The organism is Sphingomonas sp. ABOLG (genome assembly GCF_003950435.1).
GTDB lineage: Bacteria > Pseudomonadota > Alphaproteobacteria > Sphingomonadales > Sphingomonadaceae > Sphingomonas > Sphingomonas panaciterrae.
Genome location: NZ_QQWW01000001.1, coordinates 330,307 through 353,178, shown reverse-complemented (window position 1 = coordinate 353,178; position 22,872 = coordinate 330,307). Strand labels below are relative to the sequence as shown.

Below are 22,872 nucleotides of genomic sequence, written 5' to 3'. Positions count from 1 at the left end.
TGATCGGAGCGACACTAAGCCGTCGACTCATAAAGCGGACTGACGGAAAGTGCCAAATCAAGGTCGTTCTGTAGATCGGGGCACTACCCCGAAACCGCCGATCGACCAACGCGCAGCAGTCTCTTTCTCCATGTCCGATGGACCGTTTCGGGCAAGCGGAATTGGGAACGGGACTCGGGAAAGCCAGCGCATCAGGCGCGGCAGGATGACGGATGTTGCCCGGGCCATGCCGTTCAACATGTCGACCTGGAAGCCGGTCAAGACGAGAGGAAGGCTGCCAGCGATGCCACGTCCGTCGCGCAATGCCCGCCATAGAGCGGGTGCCACTGTGTCGTGATGCCGCGGCGGCGCGCCATGTCGACAAGCTGCTGAGAGCCCTCGAAGTTGCCGTAAGCGTCATACAGGCCGTTGGAGAGATAGAGCGCCGGATAGGCTGGCCCCGCCCGCTTGATCAGGGCGAGCGGCGATACGCGCTGCCACTCGGCATCGTTTGCCGCATATCTGCGCGCCATCATCCACACGCCGAAGACGATCTTGGGGTTCGCCCCCGTGCGCTGCATCGTCGCGCGTATCGTGGACAGCGATGCGAACGGCGAGATGGAATAGACGCCGGGGCACAGGGCCGCGACCTTGGCGAACCGCGACGGATAGGACAGGCCGGCGATCAGGACGTTGAGGCCGCCCATCGACTCTCCCACCAGGAGGCGACGACGCGGACGCCCGATCTTCGCCTCGATCGCGGGCAGGCGGGCCATCAGATCATCGAGCAGGCCGCTGTCGGGCTTCTCTCCCTTCGGGGTCAGCAGCCAGGTCGAGCCATAGGAGACGGTCACGACGGTGGGCGGCAGCTCTGGGCGGCGCTGCCATTCCGACTGGACCAGAGCCGTCATGTAGGTGTCGTCGTTCCAGATGCGTTCGTCGAGGTTTCGACCGTGCATATGGTAGACGACATCGCCGTTGGTCCCCCGCCGATCGCGATAGACGCAGTAGCGAAGCGACCCGGATGTATCGCACGCTTCCTCCGCCGGGCGGAACGATACCTTTTGAGCGCCCCGCGTTCGCGTGACCTGTGCCCATGCGTAGTAGATCAGGGCAGCGATGATCGCGGCAATGAGCCAGTATAGATAGCGGCGCGTCATCATCAGCCGGGCCGCACGGCGGAGCTTGCTGGTTTCGGTGGAGGCCGACATGCGATCAGGCCAGTCCAACGAACAGGTGGCGGTCGGACAGCGTGCCGTCCGTCTCACCCCGAGCGCGGGAAACCACGCTGGCACCAACCCCTGCCCGCTTCGGCAATGCCAGCAGGCTCAATGCGTAGCCGATGATCGCGCTGCCGCCATAGCCGACGATTGGCGTCGGATAATTGCCGACGGCTGCCGCCAGGATCGCGGCAAACCAGACCGCGCCGAAAGCGGCGTAGGTCGCACGGTTGCCGGAATCGCGCCGCCAACCGACGATCGCCGGGACAAGGAGGAGCACCAAGCCTCCCAGCACGGCCAGGCCGGCAGCGACATGAACGCTGAAGGACGAGTAGAGAACTTGTTCGACATGCGGCACCGCCGGCAAGGGATCGGCACGAGCGAGCGTCACCGCGAAGCCGGCGATGCTTGCGATCAGTACCACGGCGGAATGTCGGTCACGGCGGATCATCGCGAGCGTCGCGAGGCCAAGGACAAGCATCCCGGCCATCGCCCGGTCGGGTTGCAGCGCGATCGCGGCAATGGCGGCGACGACGCCCGAGCTCGTCACACCGCTTCGGCTTCGTGAGAAGGCGACAATCATCACCGGCAGGAGGATCAGGCTCGGCTGGAGTGCGAAGCCGCCAAGCCATACCCAGCGCGATATGCCTTCGACCTCATTGCCAATGAAAGCCGTCGCCAGCAGCGCGACCGCCATCGCGATCGTCGCGCCGCCCATCCATTGGCGGCCCGGCGGGAGAGTGCGGCCGAGCAGCGCCAGCATCGCCAGGCCGATCGCCAACGCGCCGACGTTGACCCCAAGATAGCGCGTCGGCGCACCGGCGATCACCATATAGGCAAGGCCGAGAATGACCGCCCCGACCGCGCAGGCAATACCGAGGGCGCGAGGGCGAAGCATCATGGCGTCGATGATCGTCATGGCGGTCGATCGTTCAGAGAACGACGTGCCTGCACCGCTACGGACCGCAAACGGTTCAAGCAGGTGCGATGCGACCGCGCGGGGCAGGAGCCCGCACACGCTGTGAAGCGCGAAAAGAAGCGCCTCTGTGTCGTCCGGGATGCCGGCCGTCTCGCACCGGATTGCCCACCCCCACGAATGTAGCGAGGGAGGCAGCGTCGCCTGCAAGGCACGGCAGGCGAGATCGGCCAGACCGCGGCGGAGGCCGGCGCTCATATGGTCGCCTCTTGAGGTCGTGTGGTGGAGGTCGCCGTATTGGCGGGGGGATTGGCGCGGGCGAGTTGCACGCCGCTCGCCGTCAGACGGTAGGCGTGCCGCGGCGGTCGCCCTCCTTCCGCCGGATGCTGCCATTCCGCTTCCAGATAGCCTTGCGCCTCCAGACGGATCAGGAGCGGATAGAGCGTGCCGGATTTTACATCGGCGCGCCGCGCCAGCTCATAGCCGTGTGACCATTGGCCGTCGGCATCGAGCAGGACGGCGAGGACCATTCGGGCATGGGGCGAGAGCGCGCGTGTTCGAGACATACCCAATAAGTCTACCTAGGTAGACTTTGCGTCAAGCGATGATTTTGCCTGCCCTCCCGGTGCGGACCAACATGCCATTCTCACAAGGCGAAGTTTCAAGAAGCCGCTTGTTTTCCCGATCGGGGTGCGGTGGCGATCTGCCTGGCACGCCGCCTGCTCCGGCGAGCAGGCCTAGTCGGCGGGGTAATAGCTGGCGTAGCGTTTGGCGTAGCGGTGCATGCCGCCGGCGGCGCGGGTGGCGGGGTCGACCTGGGTGAAGAGGACGCCGACCGGGTGGCCGCCGTCGTGCCGCAGCCATTCGACCGCCGATACCGCCGCCGAGACGGGCGTGCTGTTCCACTTGATGACCAGCACCGTCGCGTCGGCCATCGCCGCGAGGAGGCGGCCGTCGGCCAGCCCGACCATTGGGGGAAGATCGAGCACGACATGGTCGTAGCGGGCTCGCAAGGTGGCGAGCAGCTCCTCCATCCGGCCGTTGCGCAGCAGCTCACCGCCGGCCGCCGAGGGGCGCGCGACGAGGAGGTGATCGAGCCCCGCGACATCGCCGGGCTGGATCGCGTTGTCTAGCGCGGCCTTGTCGCGCAGCACCTCGAGCAGCCCGGCGCCGGGCGCGCGGGCGCGCACCATCTGGCGCACACTGGCGCGCCGGGTGTCGCAATCGACCAGCAAGGTGCGCGTGCCGGTCAGCGCGAGGGTGCGGGCAAGCGCGATCGCCGAGGTCGACTTGCCCTCCGCCGGCAGCGACGAGGCGATGGCGATGACCTGCGGCGTGGCGTCGCGGCGAGTGCCCCCTCCCCCGCGGCCAAGCGCGGCCAGCGCCACGCGGAAGCTTTCGGCGAACATCACCGTCGGGCGTTCCAGCATCAGATCGAGCGGGTTGAGCCCGCGCGCCACGACCGGGACGGTCGCGAGCACCGGCAGCCCCAGCCGCCGCTGTATCTGCTCGACCGAGGCGAAGCCGCCACCAACCATGTCGAGCGCGAGGATCGTCACCGACCCGGCGATGACGCCGCCGAACAGCGCCAGCGCATAGAGGATCGGTCGGTCGGGCGCGGCCGGCTGCAGCGGCGGCTCGGCGCGTTCGATGACCTCCGCCTGCGCCATCGCCAATCGTGCGTTCTGCATGCTGTCGAGCGAGAGCTGCGACATGCGATCGTAGAGCGCACGCTTGGCCGCGGCCTCCCGCTCCAGCGCCGCGGCGGTGACGGAGTCTCGCGTGCTGCGCGCCCGCTCCTGCTCGAGACGATCGAGTGCCCCGCGCAGGCTGGCGGCGCGGGCATCGGTCGCCGCGGCGCTCGCCTGCAAGGCGCCGATGACGCGGCGTGATTCGGCTTCCAGCTGGCTGTCGAGCGCGGCGAGCTGGTCGCGCACGCGGATGCTTTCGGGATGCCGCTCGCCATAGCGGGCGTCGACCTCTCCGCGACTGCGCAGCGTCTCGGCGCGCTGGCGGCGCAGGTCGGCAATGACGGCCGAGCCCAGCACTTCGGACACGGCATCGATCCCGCCATGCGCCACCTGGATGCGCGCGGCGGCAAGGTTCGAGCGGGCGGCGGCCGCGTCCGATTCCGCGCTGGCCAGGTTGCTGGCGAGCGGCGCGACCTGTTGATCGGTGATCGTGCCGAGGCCAGCGCCCGATCCGCCTTCGATGATGCCGGTCGCCGCGCGGAATTCGGCGGCGCGGGTCTCGGCGGTGCTCGCCTCGCGCCCCAGTTCCTCCAGCCGCTGCTGGAACCAGGCGCTCTGGCGCGCCGCATGGCCGAGCTTTCCCTGGGTCCGCCGCTCGATATAGCCATCGGCAAAGGCGTTCGCGAGCGTCGCTGCCTTGACCGGATCGGCGGCGGTGAAGCGCACGTCGAGCACGAAGGCGAGCGCGGCGCGATCGACCGACAGATGCGACAGCACCGCCGCCGGCACCGCCAGCGAACGGGCGGCGGCGGGATCGAGCGTGGCGGTGAAGTCGGGATCGGCGAAGAGGCCGAAGGATCGCGCGATGCCGGTCGCCAGCTCCAGCGAGCGTATCGCACTGACCTCGGTCTCGATCGCTTCGGGAGTGAGTTCGCTGCGCTGCGCCTGCGCGTTGCCGGCCAGCGGATTGCGCGACGGATCGAGGCGGATGCGCGCGGTGGCGGTGTAGCTGGGCGGGACGCTGCTGATCAGCAAGGCGCCGATGATCGCGACGAGGATCGTCACCGCCGCCAGCATCGGCCAGCGCCGGCTGAGCAGATCACGCGCATAGCCCAGGGTGTCGGCCAGCGGTGGATCGTCGTCTTCTGCCCTGGGGCCAGCCGTCATTCGCATGTCCGATGTCTCAAAGGTGAAAGGTGAGGCCCGTCTGGCCCCGTGTTTCGCGCACCGCGGTGGCGGCGCCGTCGCGCACGACATGGCCGATCGCGGCGTCCAGGGTGATCCGGCGCGAGACGAGGTAGCGGGCGCCTGCGCCGACGCGGCGGATGGTGCGGCGGTTGGGGGCGGCAATCTCCGTCTGGCGGGCCGCGTCGGCGGTAGCGATCAGGATGAGGTTGGCGAGCAGTTCGTAGTCGGCACCGGCGGACAGGCGATCGTCCCAGAACGGCCGGGGCCGGCGATTGCCGTAGGTCGCGTCCTCCAGGCTGCGGCGCGCCTTGGCGCTGAGCGTCAGACGCTGCGTCGGGAACAGCTCCAGCGCGCCTTCCGCGACCAGTCCGCCGCGATGCTCCCCGCTGATGTAGCGGCGGTCGACATGGCCGATGGCGATGGTGCCGCGCGCGCGCTGCGCCAGATCGACGTTGAGGCCGGCGGCGAGGCGGATCATGTCTGACCCGAGCGGGGCGCGGCCGGGGGCGGTGAAGCGGGTGGTGGTGTGCCCCGCCTGGACGAACAGCGACAGGGCGGGCGAGCGGGCATATTCGAACTGGCCGGTGACGCGGATCACCTCGCGATCACGGCCGCTTTGGTCGAGGCGGGTGCCGTCGGCCCGGGGAACGGGCGCGAAGCGGAAGGTGGCGGCGTCGGCGATGACGAAGGTGCGTATGCGGCCGCTGACATGTTGCACCCGGACGGACGCAAGATCGCGGCGGAAGCGCGACACGGCCGCCTGCGCCGCATCGACTTCCCCCGAGAGCGGTCCTTCGACCTGTTGCGACGCTGCGAGACGCGGGGTGGCGCGCAGCGTTGCGCCAAGCTCCAGTTCCCCCTCCCCCGCCAGCGTCCATGTGCGTTCGTTGCGGCGCGATTCATTGAGGTAGCGGCGGTCGAGCGCCTCGGCCTGCAGCCGCAGCGCGTGGCGCGACCAGAGCGAGGCGACCTCAACGGCGGGCGCCAACGATACGAAGGCGGATGGGCGGCCATTGCTGGGCGCGAGATAGCTGTTGGACGTGCCCCCTGCCGCCGTGCGCAGGCGGGGAAAGATCATCAGCCCGCCGATCCGCGCGCCGCTGGGGGTGTAGGCGGGACGAAGGCGCTGGGCGACGCTGAGGTTGCGGCCGCGATCGACCCCTTGCGGGATCGCCGCGGACACGATGAGCCCGTCCTGCGCCCGCGCGCCCTGCGCCGCGAATGCCGTGGCAAGCGCGAGCAACGCGCCCCCCAGCCGCCCCATCCACAATGCATGATCCCCCCCGAAACCAAGCAGATAGTGTGGTTAACGCGTGCGCAATGCAACACCCTTTCGCGGGTCTTCAGAAGAAGCGTTCACCGATGCGCAGCGTGTCACCAGGGCGCACGATCAATTCGGGGGTCAGGCGATAATTCACTTCTGCTGCAGTCCCCTCCCCCCGGATGCGGATCACGGCGCGGTTGGCGCGCGGCGTGAACCCGCGGGCGAGCGCGACGGCGTTCATCGCGGTCATGCCGCTGGCATAAGGATATTGGCCGGGCGCCGCGACCTCCCCCATGATGTAGAAGGGGCGAAAGGCGACCACCTCCATCGCGACGATCGGGTCGCGCAGATAGCCATCGGCGAGCCGCGCCCGCGCCTCCGCCGCGACTTCGGCCACCGGTTTGTCCCGCGCCGGGACGCTGCCGATCAGCGGGAGCGACAATGTGCCGTCGGGATTGATCCAATATTCGCCGCTGAGCCCGGGTTCATTGTAAACGCTGACCTTCACCTTGTCCCCGGTGCCGAGGCGATAGTCCGCCGTCAGCGCCTCGGCCGCGACGTAGCGGTCGCCGGAGGAGAGCACCGGCCCGTCCCCCTGTTCGGCACAGGCGCCGCATAGCGAGAGGATGCCGAAAAGAAGTGCTGCCCGGCCGATCATCGCGCCCCCGTTCGCGTAAATCATTGTTTCGGCGACGCTTGCACAGGAGAAGGGTCAACGCAACGACGCGCCGCAGCCTGGGACTGCCGGATAAACAGGGGCTGGCGGATCAATAATCGCGCGAGATACGCACGTTCGCGCTTTGCCGGCCGAGGGTGGAAATGCTCGACAGCAAGGAGAGCCAGCGGGTGACCTGATATTCGACGCGGGTGGCGGAATAGCCCTGACCGTCGGTGACGATCTCCGCATAGAGCCGGCGCGTCACATATTTGCCGGCGGCGATCGACGTGCTCTGCCCGGTTTGCGGATCGGCAGGAAGGATGCGCAACCGGTCCAGCCCCGCCGCGCGGCGCACGGCGTTGATCGGGTTGAGCCCGCCGTCGCCGTCGCGCAGCGCAGCGACCGCGGCGGCGAGCTGAAGCGCCTCGGGCGCGGACAGATTGGTGATCGACGTGCCGAACAACAGCCGCGAGAGCAGTTCGTCCTGCGGCAGCGCCGGCGTGCTGCTGAAGGTGATTTCGGGCTTCAGCGCGACGCCGGTCACGCGGATCGACGCGTTGAGCCCGGTCGTGTTGGCATCCGCCTCGATATCGAGGGCGGGATTGGCGGGCACTTCGCCAGCGAAGCGGATGACGCCGCGCGACAGCTCAAATTCACGCCCGGCGAATTCGTAGTCGCCGCGGACGAGATCGGCCCGGCCGGTGATTGCCGGATTGTCCGGCGCGCCGCCGATCGCGAGGTCGGCGGACCATTCGCTGGTGAGGCCTAGACCCGTGACGAGCAGCTGATCGCTGGCGCGCGCGCGGATATCGAGCTGCCACGGGGCGGGCGGGGTGGTGACGTCGCTGCCGCCGCCCGGTTCGTTGATCTCCCTTATCTTGAGGCGCGGCACCGCGCTGGCGGCGGTCGCCTGGCCCAGCCGGTAGCGGCTGCGATCGAGCTTCACCGCGCCCGAGATGGTACCGCCGCGGCCGGTCGACTGGAAGCGCAACGGCCCGGTGACGGTGGCGCCAATGTCGTCGCGGTTGATCATCACCGCGCGATTGGCGTTGAGCGTCAGGTCAAGGCCGATGCCGCCGCGCGCCGCAAAGTCGAACCTGCCGGTGCCCGTCACCTTGCCCTCGCGCCCGGCATTGGCGGTGAACTGGTCGATCGACAGCAAGGAGCCGGAGAAGCGGCCGCCCGCCTGCACATCGGTCAACACCGTGCCGGTGGTGGCGCTTTCGATCCGCGCGCCCTTTGCCTGCACGGAGCCGCGAATGGCGGGATCGGCGAGCGTTCCAGTCACGTCGGCGGCGATGGCGACGGGGCCGGAGAGGTCGAACAGCTCGACCCGGGTCAGCCGCCACAGGGTGTCGGCCGGACCTTCGTAGCGGAGCTGGCCGAACACGCCGGCATTCGCGAAGCGGGTCGCGATATCCCCCTGCCCCAGCCGCAACAACGCCTGGGCGCGGCCGATCGTCCGGCCGCCGCTGCCGACCACCGCGCGGATACCGGCGCGATCGGCGGTGAGGACGCCGGCCACCGCCATGTCGATCGGGTTGGAGGACACCAGCAGGCCGGAGCGCGTCAGGCCGCTGACCGCCATGTCGATCCGGCCGGTCGGCGCGCTGCCGGTGGTGCTGGCGTAGCTGATCTTGCCCGAAGCGGTGCCGCCGAGGCCAAGGCCGGGCGACACGATGTCGAGCACCGCGAGCGGCATCTGCGACAGGCTGGCGTCGATCATGTTGCTGTCGGTGGTGAAGCGGCCGCCGACGGTGGCGGTGCCGCCGGCGAAGGCGATCGTCGCCGGCGCCAGCCGCCAGCCATCGCCATCGCGGGTCACCACCGCGGGCGCATCGAGGCGCAGCGGGCGGCGATCGACCGTGCCCTGCGCCACGATGCGATAGCTGTCGGGGGTCACATCCACGACGCTCTGCAGGTCGAACGATCGCCCGCGCGAGCCGGCGATGGCGAGCCGCACCTGCCCCAAGCCGTCGCGCAGCTGCGCATTGGCGGCGAAGCGCGCGAGGCTGAGCGGGCCACGACGCAAGCCGGTGCCGTTGAACGTCCCCTCCAGCGTGGTGCCGGCAGGGTCGAGCATGATGGCGAGATCGACGCGCCCCTGCCGCAGCGTCGCGCCGCCGACGAGTTGGGCGTTGCGCAGCGCCAGCCGGGTCTCGATCCGCTGCACCGCGTTGACCGGGCGGAGCATTACGTCTCCATCGATCCCGCCGCCGCTCACCGCGAGCCGACCGTCGAACCCGTCATCGACGATGGTGACCATGCCGGTGGCGCGCGTGCCGCTGACATCGAGGCGCTGGACCGCGATCTGCGCGTTCGCGCCGCGGGGCAACAGGATGTCACCGGCGCCATCGAATGGCCCGAGGCGTGACTGACCGGCGGCGGTGAAGGTGAAACCTTGCGCGGTGGGATCGAGATGAAGCCGCACATCCTGCAGCCCCAAGGCGTCATTGGGCCGGCGGAACTGAAGGTCGAGCGTCGGGCGTTCGATGCGGCCGTCGAGCTTCAGCGCGACGGGGCCATATTGTGCCTGCTGGCCGGCGCCGGCGAAGACGAAGGTACCGTCACGGCGGCGGTAGCCATTGCCGACCAGTCGGATCGACGGGCCAGTGAGCACCAGATTGCGGAAATGGAGGATACCGTCGGGCGTGCGTTCCAGCCCAGTGACGATACGCGGCAGTCCCCCGGCCAGACTGCGGAAGAAGCCATTGTCGAGGCGGACCATCTGCGCGCTGCCATCGCCGATCACCCGCGTGCCGCGCCCACCCGGGCCCGGCACCACGCGCAGCCGCGAGGTAACGTCGACGACGCCGAGGCCCGGGATAAGATAGCGGCCCAGCGCGCCGTTCAGGCCGACCTGATAGATGCCGGTGCGCAGATCGACGAGCAGGCTGATCCGGCCGGTCAGCTTGTCGGAGCGCAGGCGAAGGTCGTCGCCGGTGAGCGTCGTGGATGTCACGCGCAGGATGCCGTCGACCGACAAATTGCGCAGGATTCCCCCGGCAACATCGCCGACGCCGGTCACGCGCGCCGCGGTGAAGCGGACCGGCAGCGCGATCGGTGAGGCGGACAGCCGCCCCTTCCCCGCCAGCCGCGCCTGTTCGAACCCGGTATTGTCGAAGGCAAGGCGCGGCGCGGTAATGCGATAGTCGAAGCTGGCGGTGGCGAAGCGCCCGTCGAGCACGGCGCGCAGCTCCACATTCCGGCCGCTCATATTGGGGAATAGCGCGGCGGGCCGCAGCAGCCGCGCGCGGATGCGCAGGTTGCGCCACGCGCTTTCGCCCAGATCGGCAATGCCGGTCGCCTCGATCGCGAGCGCGGACGAGCGGGCCGAGAGGCGACCGTCGAGGCGGCGATTGACGAAGGTGCCGGCGCCCTCGACGCGTACACGCGGCGCGGAGAGGCGCTGAAGCTTGCCGCGGGTAATGCTGCTGGGGGCCAGCGTCCCGCCGAGGGTGTAGGCGCCGGCGCGGTTGCCAAGCGCGAGATCGACGATCTGTGCGTCGCCGGCGCGGGCCACAGCGCGGCCCTGCCAATTGGCCCAGCGGCCGTCGCCGGCGATGTCGAGCGACAGCGGCCGGCGGATGCCGGAGAGCCGCGCCAGCACGCCGTTGGCGGTGCCGCGGGCGCGCACGTCGATATCGAAGCGATTGCGATCCGGCGCAGCGTCAATGCGCAGGCGGAGCTGATCGCTCCCCTCGACCAGTGCATCAAGCGCGACGAGGGCATTGCCGTTGCGGATATCGGCGCGGCCCGCAATGCGGCCGTAGCGCAATGCCCCGGTCACCTTGGGCGCGACCACGAGCCGATCGAGCGACAAACGGCCGATCACGATGTCGAAATCGGGCAGGATCGGCCCGTGCCGGCCAGTCGGGCGCGGCCGGGGCAGTTTCGCCAGCATGGCGACCGGAATATCGAGCGAGCGGATCTCCAGCCGGTTGGAGAGCCAGGCGAAGGGCCGCCAGTCGAGGTTGGCGCGCGGCGCAGCGAATACCAGCCCCTCGGGATCGTGGACCTTCACGTCGCGCAGCACGGCAGCGCCAAAGAGCGAGCCGTCGATCCGGCCGACGGTGATGCGCAGCCCGTTCGCCGGCCGTGCGGCGTTGATCCGCTGCGCGACCCAGCGGTGGCCGACATCGGTGTCGACGATCCACAGGCTGGCGAGGATGATCGTGGCGAGTGCGACGATCCCGCCGAGGGCCCAGCGCCACCGCCGCATCAGAACGCCTGCCCGAGCGAGACATAGACCGCGACGCGCGAATCGCCCGGCTGCGGATTGAGCGGGGTGCCGACGTCGACGCGGATCGGGCCGAAGTTGCTGTAATAGCGCACGCCCACCCCGGCGCCGTAGCGCAGCCCCGAGAAGTCGGGCAGCGCGGAGGTGTAGATGTTGCCCCCGTCGAAGAAGGGCACGATGCCGAAGTCGCCGAATGCCTTGATCCGGCCTTCGATGGCGAATTCGGCGAGGCTGCGCCCGCCGATCGGATCATTGTTGGGATCGCGCGGGCCGATCAGCTGATAGCCATAGCCGCGCACCGAGGCGCCGCCGCCGGCGTAGAAGCGGCGTGACGGCGCGATCGCATCGCGCGGCGCGCCAACGATCGTGCCCAGGCGGATGCGCCCCGCCAGCACCACGCCGTCGCTGAACGATTTATAGGCGCTGGCATCGACCTGGGTCCGCGCATAGCCGAAGGCCGAACCCTGGAGCGATACCTCCGGGCTGAAGCGGCCGCCGAGGCGGAAGCCGCGCGTCGGGTTCAGAAGGTCGTCCGACCCGTCATAGACGAGGCTGGTCGGCGCGGCGGCGATGAAGAAGGTGCGGCGACGCGGCTCGCCGGTCGAGACGATCACGTCGCGTTCGTCGGACGCCACCAGCTCGGCGCCGAGCGACCAGGTCCATGTCTTCTGGAAAAAGATGTTGGTCTGACGTTCCAGACTGCCGGAGAGCGAGAAGGTGTTCGCCTCATAGGCTTCGCGATTGGTGTGCGCGGCGCTGATCTGCGCCGTCAGCACGCGGTCGCGGCCCTTGAAATTGTTGCGGCGGAAGGTGACCGCGCCGAGCTGCTCGCGCGTGCCGAGCACCGAACGGAGCGTCAGCGCGCCTTCGGGCGGGAACAGGTTGCGGTGAGTCCAGCTCGCCTCGACGCGCGCGCCTTCGCCGGTGCCATAGCCGATTTCGCCCGCAATGGTGCGCGGGGGAGCGGGTTCGAGGCGGACGTCGATGTCGACCGTGTCGGGCGTGGTGCCGGGTACCGGCGTCACTTCCGCCACCGACACCAGCCCGGTCTGCACCAATGCGCGGCGCAGGTCGTCCAATGCGGGGGCGTAATAGGGCTTTCCGGGTTCGAAGCGGGCGATTTCCTGCACATGCTCGGCATCGAACACGCGATTGTTCGGATTGGCGCGGATCTGTCCGAAGACGCGCGCGGTGCCGGGATCGACGCTGATGTCGAGCGTCGCGGTGCGCGCCTCGCGATCGATCGTCACCTCGGGTTCGCCCACCTTCGCGAAGGGGAAGCCTTGTTCCCCCGCCTCGACGCGCAGCTTTGCCTCGCCGGTGGTGATGCGATCTGCGTCGACGGGGTCGTCAGGCTTGACGCCGAAGGCATCGCGCAGCGCGGTCGCCTTGTCACCCGCCGCCGCGACGCCATCGATCGTCACCTCCTTCAGCCGGTAGATCGGCCCCGGTGTCGCGGTAAGGATGACCAGTGGGCGGCCATCGACGGTGTCGATGCGGGGTTCGACCTCCGCATCATAATAGCCCTGCGCGCGCAGCAGCGTGACGAGCAGCGTCGAATCCTCGCGCGCACGGCGATCGAGTTGCGCGGCGTTGGCGGCCTCACCATCGTTCTGGTCGAGCACCGACAAAGCGGCGAAGCGTTCGCGCAGGAGCGGCGAGGCCATGTCGTCGAGCCCGTCGATGCGCCACGCATAGCGTGTCTCGCCGGTTTGCGCGGCGGTCGCCTGTTGGGCGGCGGCGGTCTGTGGCGGCAGTTCCGGCCAGGCCACGCCGATATCGGGCATGTCGGCGAGCGGCGCGGCGGGATCGATCGGCTGTTCCGCAGGAAGCGCAGGCGCGGGGGCGGTCCCGGCCGCTTGCTGCGCGCCAGCCGGCGCCGAGACGATCGACGCGATCAGACCTGCCCCAGCGATCAGCGCCCTACGCCCGTCCATTGACCCTGCCGTAAGCCGTCCGCCGCCGGGCGGCAATGCGGCGTGACGCTCAGTGCAGCGTGCCCAGGCGTTGATCGGTCGCAAGCACCCGCACCAACCGTTCGACCTGACGCCAGCGGCAGAAGTGGATCACGTTGCCGACCGTGCGGCTGCGATCGGCGCGACGTGCCGCCTCGTCCGCAGCATAAGTGCCGAAACGGTGGATCAGCGCGGCGGCGTCAGACACCAGTTGGCGGTCGGCGAGGTACAAGGATGACAAGGTGGCGCCCCGTTGCGAATGACGCGGCCGCGCTACCGCGCAACGTCCTCCCCGGGCGTGAACGGCGAGGGTTAACGGTTTGCCGCTTGGCAGCGTGCGGTGCGGCGTGGCAAGGCGCGCGTCATGGCCGATCCCCTCAAGCGCCCGGGCAATGCCGGCGGATTCCTGATTGCCGTTGGCTTGCTGGCCGGCACCGTCATCGGGTTGCTCGTCGGGCAGCCATCGATCGGCTTTCTCGCCGGGCTGGCGATCGGCAGTGCGATCGCGGTTGCCATGTGGCTGAAGGATCGCGGCTGAAACGCGTGATGCGCGGCAGCCACCGGCGATCAGGGTTCACGCAGTAGCAGGCGGACGCGGCCGATCACGTCAGCCTCCCCCCTTGCGCACGATAGCGGCGCATAATCGGGATTGTCGCTGAGCAGCGTCAGGCCGGCGCCGTCCCGCCGCACCCGTTTCACCAACAGTTCATCGCCGCGGCGCACCACGAAGATGGCGTCGCTGGTGAGTGCGACATCGCTGCGGTCGACCAGCAGGCGGTCACCAGCCAGGATGGTGGGTGCCATCGAATCGCCCACCGCATCGATGAGCGAGGCGGCAGCGGGGGTGATGCCGGCGTCGCGCAACAGCCGCGCGCCGAACGCCTCGTGGCGGATCGCCCGCTCCTCCCCCGTCGCCTGCCCCGCGCCGGCCGAGGCGGCGACGGTGAGATAAGGGACGGATACCAGCGGCGCCTCGGGCGCGGCGGTGCCGCCGAGCAGTGTTTCATCGACGCCGAAGAATTGCGCCAGCACGCGGCGGTCGGCCTCCGCCAGACGACGCGGCGTCCCCCGGCGGACGAATTGCTGAAGATAGGCAAGGTTGCGCCCGAGCAGCCGGGACAGTTCCGACAGGCTGATCCCGCGCGCTGCCGCGAGCCGCTCAACCGTCTGGGCCACCGTTTCCGCCATGCCATCCTTGTAATCTAGGATTTTTCCTAGACAAGTTGGAAAAGTTGAGAGAACGAAAGTGGAACATAAGCGACTCAGGAGCTTGCCATGTCCCTCCTCACCCAGATCGATTGCTACCTGCGGCGGACGGGAATTCCGCCGACCACCTTTGGCCGGCGCGTGGTGAATGACCCCCGGCTGGTCCACGACTTGCGGCGCGGGCGCACGCCGGGACCGAAGATGCGCGCGCGCGTCGAGGCGGCGCTGCGCGAGGCTGCGGCGGACGTGCCGATTGCCGCCAACGGCCACGAAGCGGAGGCGAATTGATGCGCGGCCCTGCGCCGGCGGCGCTGATCGAGCGCGCGCTGCACGCATCGGCGGCGCAGCGGCGCCTGTCGGTGACGATCGAACCGATGGGGTCGGCGCCCTGGTATAGCGCCACCTTTGCCGGAGAGCGGCATGCGATGACGCTGACGACCCCTGCGGGAGACGCGGCGCGCGAGTGGCTGTCGCGGGTGGAGGATGTGGACGTGGCGCTGCCGGGCTGCCTGCTTGCCGGGCTGTCGGTGACGGGGGCGCGTGAGCAGGACGGGCAATGGCAGGCGCGGATCGAGGCGGTTACGGTGGATCGCGCGTAGCCCGCGCGACCGATCAGCCGCGCGCCATGCGGCGGAGCATCACCAGCGTATCGTCGAGGCTGCCCGGCGGGGGCGACGGGGCCGGCGGATCGGGTTCGGGCAGCGGCGGCGCGGGCGGCGGCGCCCCCTTGCGCCGCTGCGCTCCGCGTTCGAGCCGGTCGAGCAAGGCGCTGATCGAGTCCTGATCCGTATTGGCGGGTTCAGGCGCGGGTTCGAGATGGGGTTCGGGGCTGGCCGGTTCGTCCCGCTGGTCGGCGTCACTCTGGTCAGCCGCGGGTTCGGCGGCCAGCTCGCTGAGGGGAAGCGGTTCCGGTGCGGCCGCATCTGGCTCTTCGGCGGCCGGCGTTGGTGCTTCCCATTCGGCGGGAGATACCTCGGCGGTCGGGACAAGCTCCGGAACTGGCTCTTCAGGTGCGGCGTCATCATCGGAGATCGGCGGCTGGCTGAGGTCATCCGCGATCTCCGCCGGCATGTCGGGCAGCGACTCGGACGTTTCTGGCGCCGCATCGTGGCTGCGCGGCGGGACGACGATCGTGACCAGCGGCGCGACCGGGCGGGCCGGTTCACGCGGGACGTCGGGAATGGCGATCGGGTCGAAGGCGGCAAGCGGCTGATCGAGATCGGCCGGGAGCGGCAGATCGTCGCCGGGGAGCACCCGCGCGGCCGGGCTGCCGACCGCGGGTAAGGGCGGGCCCAGATCCTCGTCCGCGCGAATCGGCCAGCGCGGCGGGTGATCGGGGTGCGCGTCCGCGCGGCGCAAGGCGGGGAGGCCAGCGTCGCGGTCTCGGCGGCGCAGGGCGAACAGCGGGCCGCCATTTCCCAGCCGCCAGGCGATCGCCGACACAAGGAGGAAGGGGAACAGCGCCGCCAGTGCCAGCAGGGTGCGCCCGGTCGCGCCGACAGGCGGGGCGGCCGCCGGGATGACATCGGGCAGACCGAGTCGCCACAGCAGCAGGTCGAAGTTCACGCGCGGCATCGCGGCGATCGACGCGGCAATGATGACGCCGGCAGCCAGCAAGGCTGCGGGGATCAGATAGCGTGTCACGTCCGTGCCGGTGCGCCTTACGACCATGTGTCACCCTTGCCCGCGGCATCCATCAGCCGCCGATAGACCGGTTCGTAACGTGAAATATTTGAAGACCAGTTACGCTCCCGCTCGACAAAGGCGCGCGCGGTGGCGCGGCGGTTATCCCAGATCGTGCGGTCTGCGAGCAACGCGGCGAGCGCGGCGGTGATCGCGGCGGGATCATCGGCGGCGAACAGCGTGCCCGTTTCCCCGTCGCGGATCAGCTCGCGGTGGCCGCCGACGTCCGATGCCGCGACCAGCCGGCCCTGTGCCATCGCTTCCAGCGGCTTCAGCGGGGTGACGAGATCGGTGAGGCGCATCTTCTTGCGCGGATAGGCGAGGATATCGACGAGGCTGTAGTAACGCTCCACCTCCTGATGCGGCACGCGGCCGGCGAAGTGGATCCGGTCGGCGACGGGCGAGGCCGCGACCTGCGCGCGGAGCGCCGCCTCCATCGGGCCGCCGCCGACCAGCAGCAGCTGTGCGCGCGGGCGCTGCGCGACGAGCGCGGGCATGGCGGCGACGAGATCGTCCAGCCCCTCATAATCGTAGAAGCTGCCGATGAAGCCGATCACCTCCCCGTCAAGGCCGAGCTGCTGCGCCAGCGCCTCGTCGCGCGGGGGCGGGTCGCCGAACAGCGCCATGTCGACGCCATTGGGGGAGACCATGATCTTGTCGGCAGCGACGCCGCGGGCGAGCAGATCGGTCTTCAACCCCTCGCAGATCACCGCCACCGCATCGGCGCGGCGGACCGCCCAGCTTTCCAGCGCGCGGGTGGCGCGGTAGCGCAGCGAGCCTTCGGTCCCGGTGCCATTGCCGACCGCCGCATCCTCCCAGAAGGCGCGAATCTCGTAAACGAGCGGCAGGCGGAGCGCGCGGGTCGCCCGCATCGCGGCCAGCGCGTCGAGCACGGGCGAATGGGCATGGATGATATCGGGGCGGAAATCGCGCGCCACCGCCATGATCCGCCGACCGAAGGCAGCGACCTCGGCCATTTCCGACAAGGGCGCGCGCAGTTTCATCGACGGGCCGGTGCGGTGGAACGTGATGCCGTCGACCACCTCGGTGGCTGGCGATCCGTGATGATGGCGCGGGCCGGTGACGGCCGCCACCTGCCACCCGCGGGCGAACTGTGCCTTGACGATCGCGCGGGTGCGGAATGTATAGCCGCTCTGCAACGGCAGGCCGTGATCGAGGACGTGAAGAATACGCATCACTGCTGGCCTGCCACGCCGGCGCTTAACGGCACGTCAACTGCCAAGGCGCTAGGCGGGAGCAACGTTTTTCGGCCCCGCCCTGCACGGCGGCGCCCCTCGGGATCGACCAGCACCGCGCCATGATCGACAATTTCGCCCTTGCGATCAGCCATGGCCTGCTGCTGCTGACGGCCTGGCTGCTGCTGCGGCGCGACGATCTCGATTCGGAAGCGCCGCCTGCCGACAAGACTCGCCCGGGACGTCGCCCGCGTGCGTGACTTTGCCTTCATCGGTTTCCTGCTCGCGTTGTTCGCATGCGGGTTCAAGCGGCCGTTCATCTTCGTATTGACCTATATCTATATCGATATCGTCTCGCCGCAGCGGATTACCTATTACCTGCTCAACAGCGTGCCGGTGTCGATGATCGCCGCGGGGCTGGCGGTGCTCGGCTGGCTGCTGGTGGACGACAAGAAGGATTCGCGCTTCGCGCCGCGCCAGGCGCTGATCGTGCTGCTCTTGCTCTATTGCTGGATCACCACCCGCACCGCCGATTTCCCGATCGAGGCCGAGGGCAAGTGGGAGTGGGTGTGGAAGAACCTGGCCTTTGCCGCGTTCCTGCCGCTGACGCTGCGCACCCGGCTGCGGATCGAATCGCTGCTGCTGTTCGTGGTGCTGTCCGCCGCGTCGATCATCATCGTCGGCGGCATCAAGACGCTCGCCTCCGGCGGCGGCTATGGCGAACTGAACCTGATGGTGAGCAACAATTCGGGCCTGTACGAAGGATCGATCATCTCGGCAGTGTCGATCTCGCTCATCCCGATCATCGTGTGGCTGGGCAAATATGGCACCGTGTTCCGGCCGGACCGGCGCGTCTGGCTGTTCTGTGCGGCGCTCACCTTTGCCTGCCTGCTGATCCCGGTCGGCACTTCGGCGCGGACCGGCCTGTTGTGCATCGGCCTGCTCGCGGTGCTGATGCTGCGCGAAGTGAAACGCAAGGTGCTGTACCTCGCGGCGCTGGGGCTGATCGGCGTTGCCGCCATCCCGTTCCTGCCGAGCGCGTTCAGCGAGCGCATGGGGACGATCAAGACCTATCAGGCGGACGAATCCGCCTCCACCCGCATCGCCGTGTGGAAGTGGACGATGGACTATGTGAAGGACCATCCGTTCGGCGGCGGGTTCGAGGCCTATCGCCAGAACCGGATCCGCTACGACACGGTATCGGTCGAGGGCGAAGGCCCGCATCGCACCGTCCAGCGCAACCTGACGGTGGACAAGAGCCGCGCCTATCATTCGAGCTATTTCGAGATGCTGGGCGAGCAGGGTTATCCCGGGCTGGCGATCTGGCTGCTGATCAATGTCATCGGGCTGGTGCGGATGGAGGTGCTGCGGCGGCGCTATCGCGAGGGCGCGTTCGCCTGGGCCGGGAGCCTGGCGGGCGCGTTGCAGAATGCGCAGCTGATCTACCTGCTGGGCGGGGCGTTCGTCGGTATCGCCTTCCAGTCATTCCTGTTCATGCTGATCGGGGCGCAGATCGGGCTCGACACCTATCTGTCGCGACGCCGCGGGGAGACTGCGTGGCGGCCGATGCGCCGGCAAGCGCACGAAGTCACCGCCGGCCTGACTTGACACCTTCCCCCCACCCCTGAGCGCTGCTATCGGCCGCTGCGACGTCTCGCTCACGCCCGCCCAGGCGCGCTCGCGCGAGAGGCGCGACCATCGCGCTTCTTGCTTCCCCGCCGCGCCCGAGCTGGCCGCACTTATGGGGAAAGGACCCACATGACCGCCATCGGCCACGATACGCTCAAGGCTCGCCGCACGCTGCAAGCCGGCGGCAAGTCTTATGATTATTTCTCGCTGGAAGTCGCCGCCGAGAAGTTCGGCGACATTTCCCGCCTGCCCTTCTCGATGAAGGTGCTGCTCGAGAACATGCTGCGCTTCGAGGACGGCAAGACCGTGACCGCGGAGGACGTGCAGGCCGTCGTCGACTGGCAGAAGGAGCGCCGTTCCGACCGCGAGATCCAGTATCGCCCCGCGCGCGTGCTGATGCAGGATTTCACCGGCGTGCCGTGCGTCGTCGACCTCGCCGCGATGCGCGACGCGATCACCAAGCTGGGCGGCGATGCAGCGAAGATCAATCCGCAGGTCCCCGTCCACCTCGTCATCGACCATTCGGTCATGGTCGACGAATTCGGCACGCCCAAGGCGTTCGAGGATAACGTCGATCTCGAATATCAGCGCAATTCGGAGCGCTATGAGTTCCTGAAGTGGGGTTCCAAGGCGCTCGACAACTTCAAGGTTGTCCCGCCGGGCACCGGCATCTGCCACCAGGTGAACCTGGAATATGTCGCGCAGGCGGTGTGGACCTCCAATGAGACGGGCGAGAATGCCACCGCGGGCGCAGCGATCGCCTATCCCGACACCTGCGTCGGCACCGACAGCCACACCACGATGGTGAACGGCCTGGGCGTGCTGGGCTGGGGCGTCGGCGGCATCGAGGCCGAGGCCGCGATGCTGGGCCAGCCGGTGTCGATGCTGATCCCGGAAGTGGTCGGTTTCAAGCTGACCGGCGCGCTGCGCGAGGGCATCACCGCCACCGACCTGGTGCTGACCGTCACCCAGATGCTGCGCGCCAAGGGCGTCGTCGGCCGCTTCGTGGAGTTCTACGGCCCGGGCCTCGACCAGATGACGCTGGCCGACCGCGCGACGATCGCCAACATGGCGCCGGAATATGGCGCGACCTGCGGCTTCTTCCCGATCGACAACAAGACGATCGACTACATGAAGCTGACCGCCCGCCCTGCCGAAACGATCGCGCTGGTCGAAGCCTATGCCAAGGCGAACGGTTTCTGGCGCGACGCCAACACGCCGGACCCGGTGTTCACCGACACGCTGGAACTCGACATGGGTTCGGTCGTGCCGTCGCTCGCCGGCCCGAAGCGCCCGCAGGACAAGGTGGCGCTCGATAAGGTCGACGACGTGTTCAACGCCGACCTGACGAAGGTGTACAGCAAGGCCGAGCCGAAGCGCGTCGAGGTGGCCGAGCGTGGCCATGACATCGGCGACGGCGACGTCGTGATCGCCGCGATCACCAGCTGCACCAACACGTCGAACCCGTCGGTGCTGGTCGCTGCCGGCCTCGTCGCCCGCAAGGCACGCGCGCTGGGCCTGAAGCCCAAGCCCTGGGTCAAGACGTCGCTGTCGCCGGGTTCGCAGGTCGTCACCGACTATCTCGTGAAGTCGGGCCTACAGGACGATTTCGATGCCATGGGGTTCAACCTCACCGGCTATGGCTGCATGACCTGCATCGGCAATTCAGGTCCGCTCGCCGCGCCGATCAGCAGCGCGATCAACGAGAATGACCTCGTCGTCGCATCGGTCCTGTCGGGGAACCGCAACTTCGAAGGCCGCGTGTCGCCGGATGCGCGCGCGAACTTCCTCGCCTCGCCGCCGCTCGTCGTCGCTTATGCGCTGAAGGGCACCGTCACCACCGACATGAACGACACGCCGATCGGCGAGGGGACGAACGGCCCGGTGTACCTCAAGGACATCTGGCCTTCGAACCAGGAAGTGTCGGAGCTGATGACCGCCAACATTGACGACGACATGTTCCGTACCCGCTACGGCAACGTGTATGAGGGCGATGCCAAGTGGCGCGCGATCGACGTGACCGGTTCGGACACCTACAGCTGGCCGGCCGCATCGACCTACATCGCCAACCCGCCGTATTTCGAGGGCATGGAGATGACCCCGGCGCCGGTGACCGACATCATCGAGGCGAAGCCGCTGGCGATCCTGGGCGATTCGATCACCACCGACCACATCTCCCCGGCCGGTTCGATCAAGGCCGACAGCCCGGCGGGCGCGTGGCTGATGGAGCGTCAGGTCTCCAAGGCGGACTTCAACAGCTATGGCTCGCGCCGCGGCAACGACCAGGTCATGGTGCGTGGCACCTTCGCCAACATCCGCATCAAGAACGAGATGGTGCCGGGGATCGAAGGCGGCATGAGCCGCTATGGCGAGGAAGTGATGCCGATCTACGACGTCGCGATGCGCCACAAGGCGGATGGCACGCCGATGGTCGTTGTCGCCGGCAAGGAATATGGCACCGGTTCGTCGCGTGACTGGGCCGCGAAGGGCACCAACCTGCTCGGCGTGCGCGCGGTGATCGCGGAGAGCTTCGAGCGTATCCACCGGTCGAACCTGGTCGGCATGGGCGTCCTGCCGCTGCAGTTCGCCGAGGGCGTGACGCGCGAGACGCTGAAGCTGACCGGGGACGAGACGTTCACGATCCAGAACGTCTCGGGCCTGCGCCCGCGCCAGACGGTGACTGTCACGCTGACCCGCAAGGACGGCTCGACCGAGACGTTCGAGACGCTGTGCCGCATCGATACCGTCAACGAGCTGGAGTACTTCCTGAACGGCGGCATCCTGCAGTACGTGCTGCGCAACCTGGCCGCGTAATCGCGGCCCCTGCCCTCCCCGCGCGGGAGGGCAGGGTTTCGCTTCCTTCCCCTAGGGAAGGGAGAGAGGCATGAAAAAGGGCGAGGCGTTCTGGACGCCTCGCCCTTTTTTCTTATCCGTCGTCGGTGGGAGGGTCGTCAGGCCGCCGCGTGGCGGCGGCGGCGCATCATCCACAGGCCGATGGCGCCGAGCGCGAACAGGCCTGCTGCCTCGCCCGGGATCGGCGTGGGCGAGCCGCCACCGTTGACCGGCGGGCCCGACGGCGGGTTATAGCCGCCCACAAAGGTGCCGAGGTGGAACTCGCCGTTCTGCACCAGGCTGCCGAACACCGCCGAGCCTTCGATGTAATTCCCCGTCGTCGCCGCGGCGCCCGGTGCCAGCACCGACCCGCCCCATGCGGTGGTGGCATCGACCTTCTGCGCGTCGACCAGGTTCCAGATCACGTGCTTGCCCAGCCCGGTCGTGCCGCCGAGGAAATTGTCGTTGAGCGTCACGTTCGCGCCGGTGACGTTGACGATCGCGGTATCGGCGCCGTTGAGGTTGAACTTGATCTCGCCAATCCGATCGAGATCGGCGCTCGTGATGTTGAACACCGCCACGCCCTGCGCATCGGGCTTCGCATCGAACGTGCCGCGGTTGCCGCTGATCGTCAGATTGCTGTTCGAGGACATGCCGCCGAAGGTGCGCGACAGCTCGCCCATGCTGCTGGCGATCAGGCTGCCCTGCTGCTTCAGGTTGACGAGGAAGGAGGGATCGCTCGCGGCGAGGCCCGACGTCACCGTGTTCTGGTTGACGTTGGTGTTGGCGATCGTGCCGCCGACCTTTACCGTCTGCGGCGCGCCGTTCAGGTTGAAGCCGCTGTTGACGTTGCCGCCAACAACCGCGCCCGAGCCACCGTTCAGGTTCTTGTGCGAGCCATTGACGTCGCCGACCACCGTCAGGCCGGTGACGTTGTAGGGCGACGGCTCCGGCGTGCGGATCTGATAGTTGGACGAACTGCCGTTGAGGTTGCCGCCAACAAAGGTGCGGCCCTCGACCTCGGACGAGGAGGTGAGATCACCCAGCACCACGAGGTTCCAGGTGCGCAGGACATCAAGGCCGACGATCGACTGGGCACTCGCCGGCGTGGCCGCAGCGAGCGCGGCGACCATGGCGATAACCGAAACCTTTACGCGCGTCATTTCAACTCCAGCGAAACCGGGGGTCCGTTACGACCACGACACAAATGCCGCC

At 68.6% G+C, this 22,872-nt stretch carries 19 protein-coding genes; 6 read left to right on the top strand and 13 right to left on the bottom strand.

What is annotated here, in order from left to right:
* Positions 1-257 precede the first annotated feature (257 nt).
* The 9 genes from CA236_RS01795 to CA236_RS01755 all read right to left on the bottom strand — a co-directional run bounded on the left by CA236_RS01795 (position 258) and on the right by CA236_RS01755 (position 13,352).
* Positions 258-1,190 carry an alpha/beta hydrolase-fold protein gene (locus CA236_RS01795; protein ID WP_206430487.1) on the bottom strand — a complete coding sequence of 311 codons (933 nt, stop codon included), beginning with the start codon at positions 1,188-1,190 and terminating at the stop codon, positions 258-260.
* A gap of 4 nt (positions 1,191-1,194) precedes the next feature.
* The gene (locus tag CA236_RS01790; protein WP_125944293.1) at positions 1,195-2,325 is read right to left on the bottom strand and encodes a hypothetical protein; all 1,131 of its coding nucleotides are present in this window, start codon (positions 2,323-2,325) and stop codon (positions 1,195-1,197) included.
* A 44-nt stretch (positions 2,326-2,369) separates the two neighbouring features.
* Complete coding sequence (locus CA236_RS01785) at positions 2,370-2,645, bottom strand: PadR family transcriptional regulator (RefSeq protein ID WP_241212466.1); 276 nt, start codon at positions 2,643-2,645, stop codon at positions 2,370-2,372.
* Positions 2,646-2,852: 207 nt separating this feature from the next.
* Positions 2,853-4,979 carry an AAA family ATPase gene (locus tag CA236_RS01780; RefSeq protein WP_164518824.1) on the bottom strand — a complete coding sequence of 709 codons (2,127 nt, stop codon included), beginning with the start codon at positions 4,977-4,979 and terminating at the stop codon, positions 2,853-2,855.
* 10 nt (positions 4,980-4,989) lie between these two features.
* The gene (locus CA236_RS01775; protein WP_125944290.1) at positions 4,990-6,258 is read right to left on the bottom strand and encodes an outer membrane beta-barrel protein; all 1,269 of its coding nucleotides are present in this window, start codon (positions 6,256-6,258) and stop codon (positions 4,990-4,992) included.
* A 79-nt stretch (positions 6,259-6,337) separates the two neighbouring features.
* The gene (locus CA236_RS01770) at positions 6,338-6,940 is read right to left on the bottom strand and encodes a polysaccharide biosynthesis/export family protein (RefSeq protein ID WP_241212465.1); all 603 of its coding nucleotides are present in this window, start codon (positions 6,938-6,940) and stop codon (positions 6,338-6,340) included.
* A gap of 85 nt (positions 6,941-7,025) precedes the next feature.
* Complete coding sequence (locus CA236_RS01765) at positions 7,026-11,138, bottom strand: translocation/assembly module TamB domain-containing protein (RefSeq protein WP_125944289.1); 4,113 nt, start codon at positions 11,136-11,138, stop codon at positions 7,026-7,028.
* Positions 11,138-13,093: an autotransporter assembly complex family protein gene (locus tag CA236_RS01760; RefSeq protein WP_125944288.1), complete on the bottom strand. Its 1,956-nt coding sequence runs from the start codon at positions 13,091-13,093 to the stop codon at positions 11,138-11,140. Before CA236_RS01760 ends, CA236_RS01765 begins: the two co-directional genes overlap by 1 nt.
* A gap of 49 nt (positions 13,094-13,142) precedes the next feature.
* Positions 13,143-13,352, bottom strand: coding sequence for a hypothetical protein (locus CA236_RS01755; RefSeq protein WP_046409229.1), 210 nt, complete (start codon positions 13,350-13,352; stop codon positions 13,143-13,145).
* 123 nt (positions 13,353-13,475) lie between these two features.
* On the opposite strand from CA236_RS01755, the gene CA236_RS18665 reads away from it, so the two are divergent.
* A complete protein-coding gene (locus CA236_RS18665; RefSeq protein WP_164518823.1) occupies positions 13,476-13,649 on the top strand; it encodes a hypothetical protein in 174 nt (57 codons plus the stop codon).
* 29 nt (positions 13,650-13,678) lie between these two features.
* Here the strand turns inward: CA236_RS18665 and CA236_RS01750 are convergent, their stop codons facing one another.
* The gene (locus CA236_RS01750) at positions 13,679-14,299 is read right to left on the bottom strand and encodes a S24 family peptidase (RefSeq protein ID WP_125944287.1); all 621 of its coding nucleotides are present in this window, start codon (positions 14,297-14,299) and stop codon (positions 13,679-13,681) included.
* 87 nt (positions 14,300-14,386) lie between these two features.
* Between CA236_RS01750 and CA236_RS01745 the strand changes: the two genes are divergently transcribed.
* Together CA236_RS01745 and CA236_RS01740 are read left to right on the top strand one after the other, a co-directional pair.
* The gene (locus tag CA236_RS01745) at positions 14,387-14,605 is read left to right on the top strand and encodes a hypothetical protein (protein ID WP_046409226.1); all 219 of its coding nucleotides are present in this window, start codon (positions 14,387-14,389) and stop codon (positions 14,603-14,605) included.
* Positions 14,605-14,916 (top strand): hypothetical protein, encoded by a 312-nt coding sequence (locus CA236_RS01740; protein ID WP_125944286.1) that lies wholly within the window; start codon positions 14,605-14,607, stop codon positions 14,914-14,916. The genes CA236_RS01745 and CA236_RS01740 overlap by 1 nt, the downstream gene beginning before the upstream one ends.
* Positions 14,917-14,929: 13 nt before the next feature.
* Here the strand turns inward: CA236_RS01740 and CA236_RS01735 are convergent, their stop codons facing one another.
* Together CA236_RS01735 and CA236_RS01730 are read right to left on the bottom strand one after the other, a co-directional pair.
* A complete protein-coding gene (locus CA236_RS01735) occupies positions 14,930-15,988 on the bottom strand; it encodes a hypothetical protein (protein ID WP_164518822.1) in 1,059 nt (352 codons plus the stop codon).
* A complete protein-coding gene (locus CA236_RS01730) occupies positions 15,979-17,196 on the bottom strand; it encodes a TIGR04063 family PEP-CTERM/XrtA system glycosyltransferase (protein WP_125944354.1) in 1,218 nt (405 codons plus the stop codon). The genes CA236_RS01735 and CA236_RS01730 overlap by 10 nt, the downstream gene beginning before the upstream one ends.
* A gap of 122 nt (positions 17,197-17,318) precedes the next feature.
* Between CA236_RS01730 and CA236_RS18660 the strand changes: the two genes are divergently transcribed.
* The 3 genes from CA236_RS18660 to acnA all read left to right on the top strand — a co-directional run bounded on the left by CA236_RS18660 (position 17,319) and on the right by acnA (position 21,639).
* A complete protein-coding gene (locus CA236_RS18660) occupies positions 17,319-17,456 on the top strand; it encodes a hypothetical protein (protein WP_164518821.1) in 138 nt (45 codons plus the stop codon).
* Complete coding sequence (locus CA236_RS01725; RefSeq protein WP_125944284.1) at positions 17,449-18,804, top strand: putative O-glycosylation ligase, exosortase A system-associated; 1,356 nt, start codon at positions 17,449-17,451, stop codon at positions 18,802-18,804. Before CA236_RS18660 ends, CA236_RS01725 begins: the two co-directional genes overlap by 8 nt.
* Positions 18,805-18,954: 150 nt before the next feature.
* On the top strand, positions 18,955-21,639 hold the full coding sequence (acnA, locus tag CA236_RS01720; RefSeq protein ID WP_125944283.1) for an aconitate hydratase AcnA: 2,685 nt from the start codon (positions 18,955-18,957) through the stop codon (positions 21,637-21,639).
* A gap of 137 nt (positions 21,640-21,776) precedes the next feature.
* Here acnA and CA236_RS01715 read toward each other — a convergent pair whose 3' ends face one another.
* Complete coding sequence (locus CA236_RS01715; RefSeq protein ID WP_125944282.1) at positions 21,777-22,820, bottom strand: choice-of-anchor A family protein; 1,044 nt, start codon at positions 22,818-22,820, stop codon at positions 21,777-21,779.
* Between the last annotated feature and the right edge of the window lie 52 nt (positions 22,821-22,872).

Coding starts and splice junctions, on each gene's coding strand:
- CA236_RS01750 (WP_125944287.1), bottom strand. CDS start 14,299: ATGGCGGAAACGGTGGCCCAGACGGTTGAGCGGCTCGCGGCAGCGCGC.
- CA236_RS01770 (WP_241212465.1), bottom strand. CDS start 6,940: ATGATTTACGCGAACGGGGGCGCGATGATCGGCCGGGCAGCACTTCTT.
- CA236_RS01740 (WP_125944286.1), top strand. CDS start 14,605: ATGCGCGGCCCTGCGCCGGCGGCGCTGATCGAGCGCGCGCTGCACGCA.
- CA236_RS01775 (WP_125944290.1), bottom strand. CDS start 6,258: ATGGGGCGGCTGGGGGGCGCGTTGCTCGCGCTTGCCACGGCATTCGCG.
- CA236_RS18665 (WP_164518823.1), top strand. CDS start 13,476: ATGGCCGATCCCCTCAAGCGCCCGGGCAATGCCGGCGGATTCCTGATT.
- CA236_RS01760 (WP_125944288.1), bottom strand. CDS start 13,093: ATGGACGGGCGTAGGGCGCTGATCGCTGGGGCAGGTCTGATCGCGTCG.
- CA236_RS01780 (WP_164518824.1), bottom strand. CDS start 4,979: ATGCGAATGACGGCTGGCCCCAGGGCAGAAGACGACGATCCACCGCTG.
- CA236_RS01765 (WP_125944289.1), bottom strand. CDS start 11,138: ATGCGGCGGTGGCGCTGGGCCCTCGGCGGGATCGTCGCACTCGCCACG.
- CA236_RS01730 (WP_125944354.1), bottom strand. CDS start 17,196: ATGCGTATTCTTCACGTCCTCGATCACGGCCTGCCGTTGCAGAGCGGC.
- CA236_RS01785 (WP_241212466.1), bottom strand. CDS start 2,645: ATGGTCCTCGCCGTCCTGCTCGATGCCGACGGCCAATGGTCACACGGC.
- CA236_RS18660 (WP_164518821.1), top strand. CDS start 17,319: ATGATCGACAATTTCGCCCTTGCGATCAGCCATGGCCTGCTGCTGCTG.
- CA236_RS01735 (WP_164518822.1), bottom strand. CDS start 15,988: ATGGTCGTAAGGCGCACCGGCACGGACGTGACACGCTATCTGATCCCC.
- acnA (WP_125944283.1), top strand. CDS start 18,955: ATGACCGCCATCGGCCACGATACGCTCAAGGCTCGCCGCACGCTGCAA.
- CA236_RS01795 (WP_206430487.1), bottom strand. CDS start 1,190: ATGTCGGCCTCCACCGAAACCAGCAAGCTCCGCCGTGCGGCCCGGCTG.
- CA236_RS01715 (WP_125944282.1), bottom strand. CDS start 22,820: ATGACGCGCGTAAAGGTTTCGGTTATCGCCATGGTCGCCGCGCTCGCT.
- CA236_RS01745 (WP_046409226.1), top strand. CDS start 14,387: ATGTCCCTCCTCACCCAGATCGATTGCTACCTGCGGCGGACGGGAATT.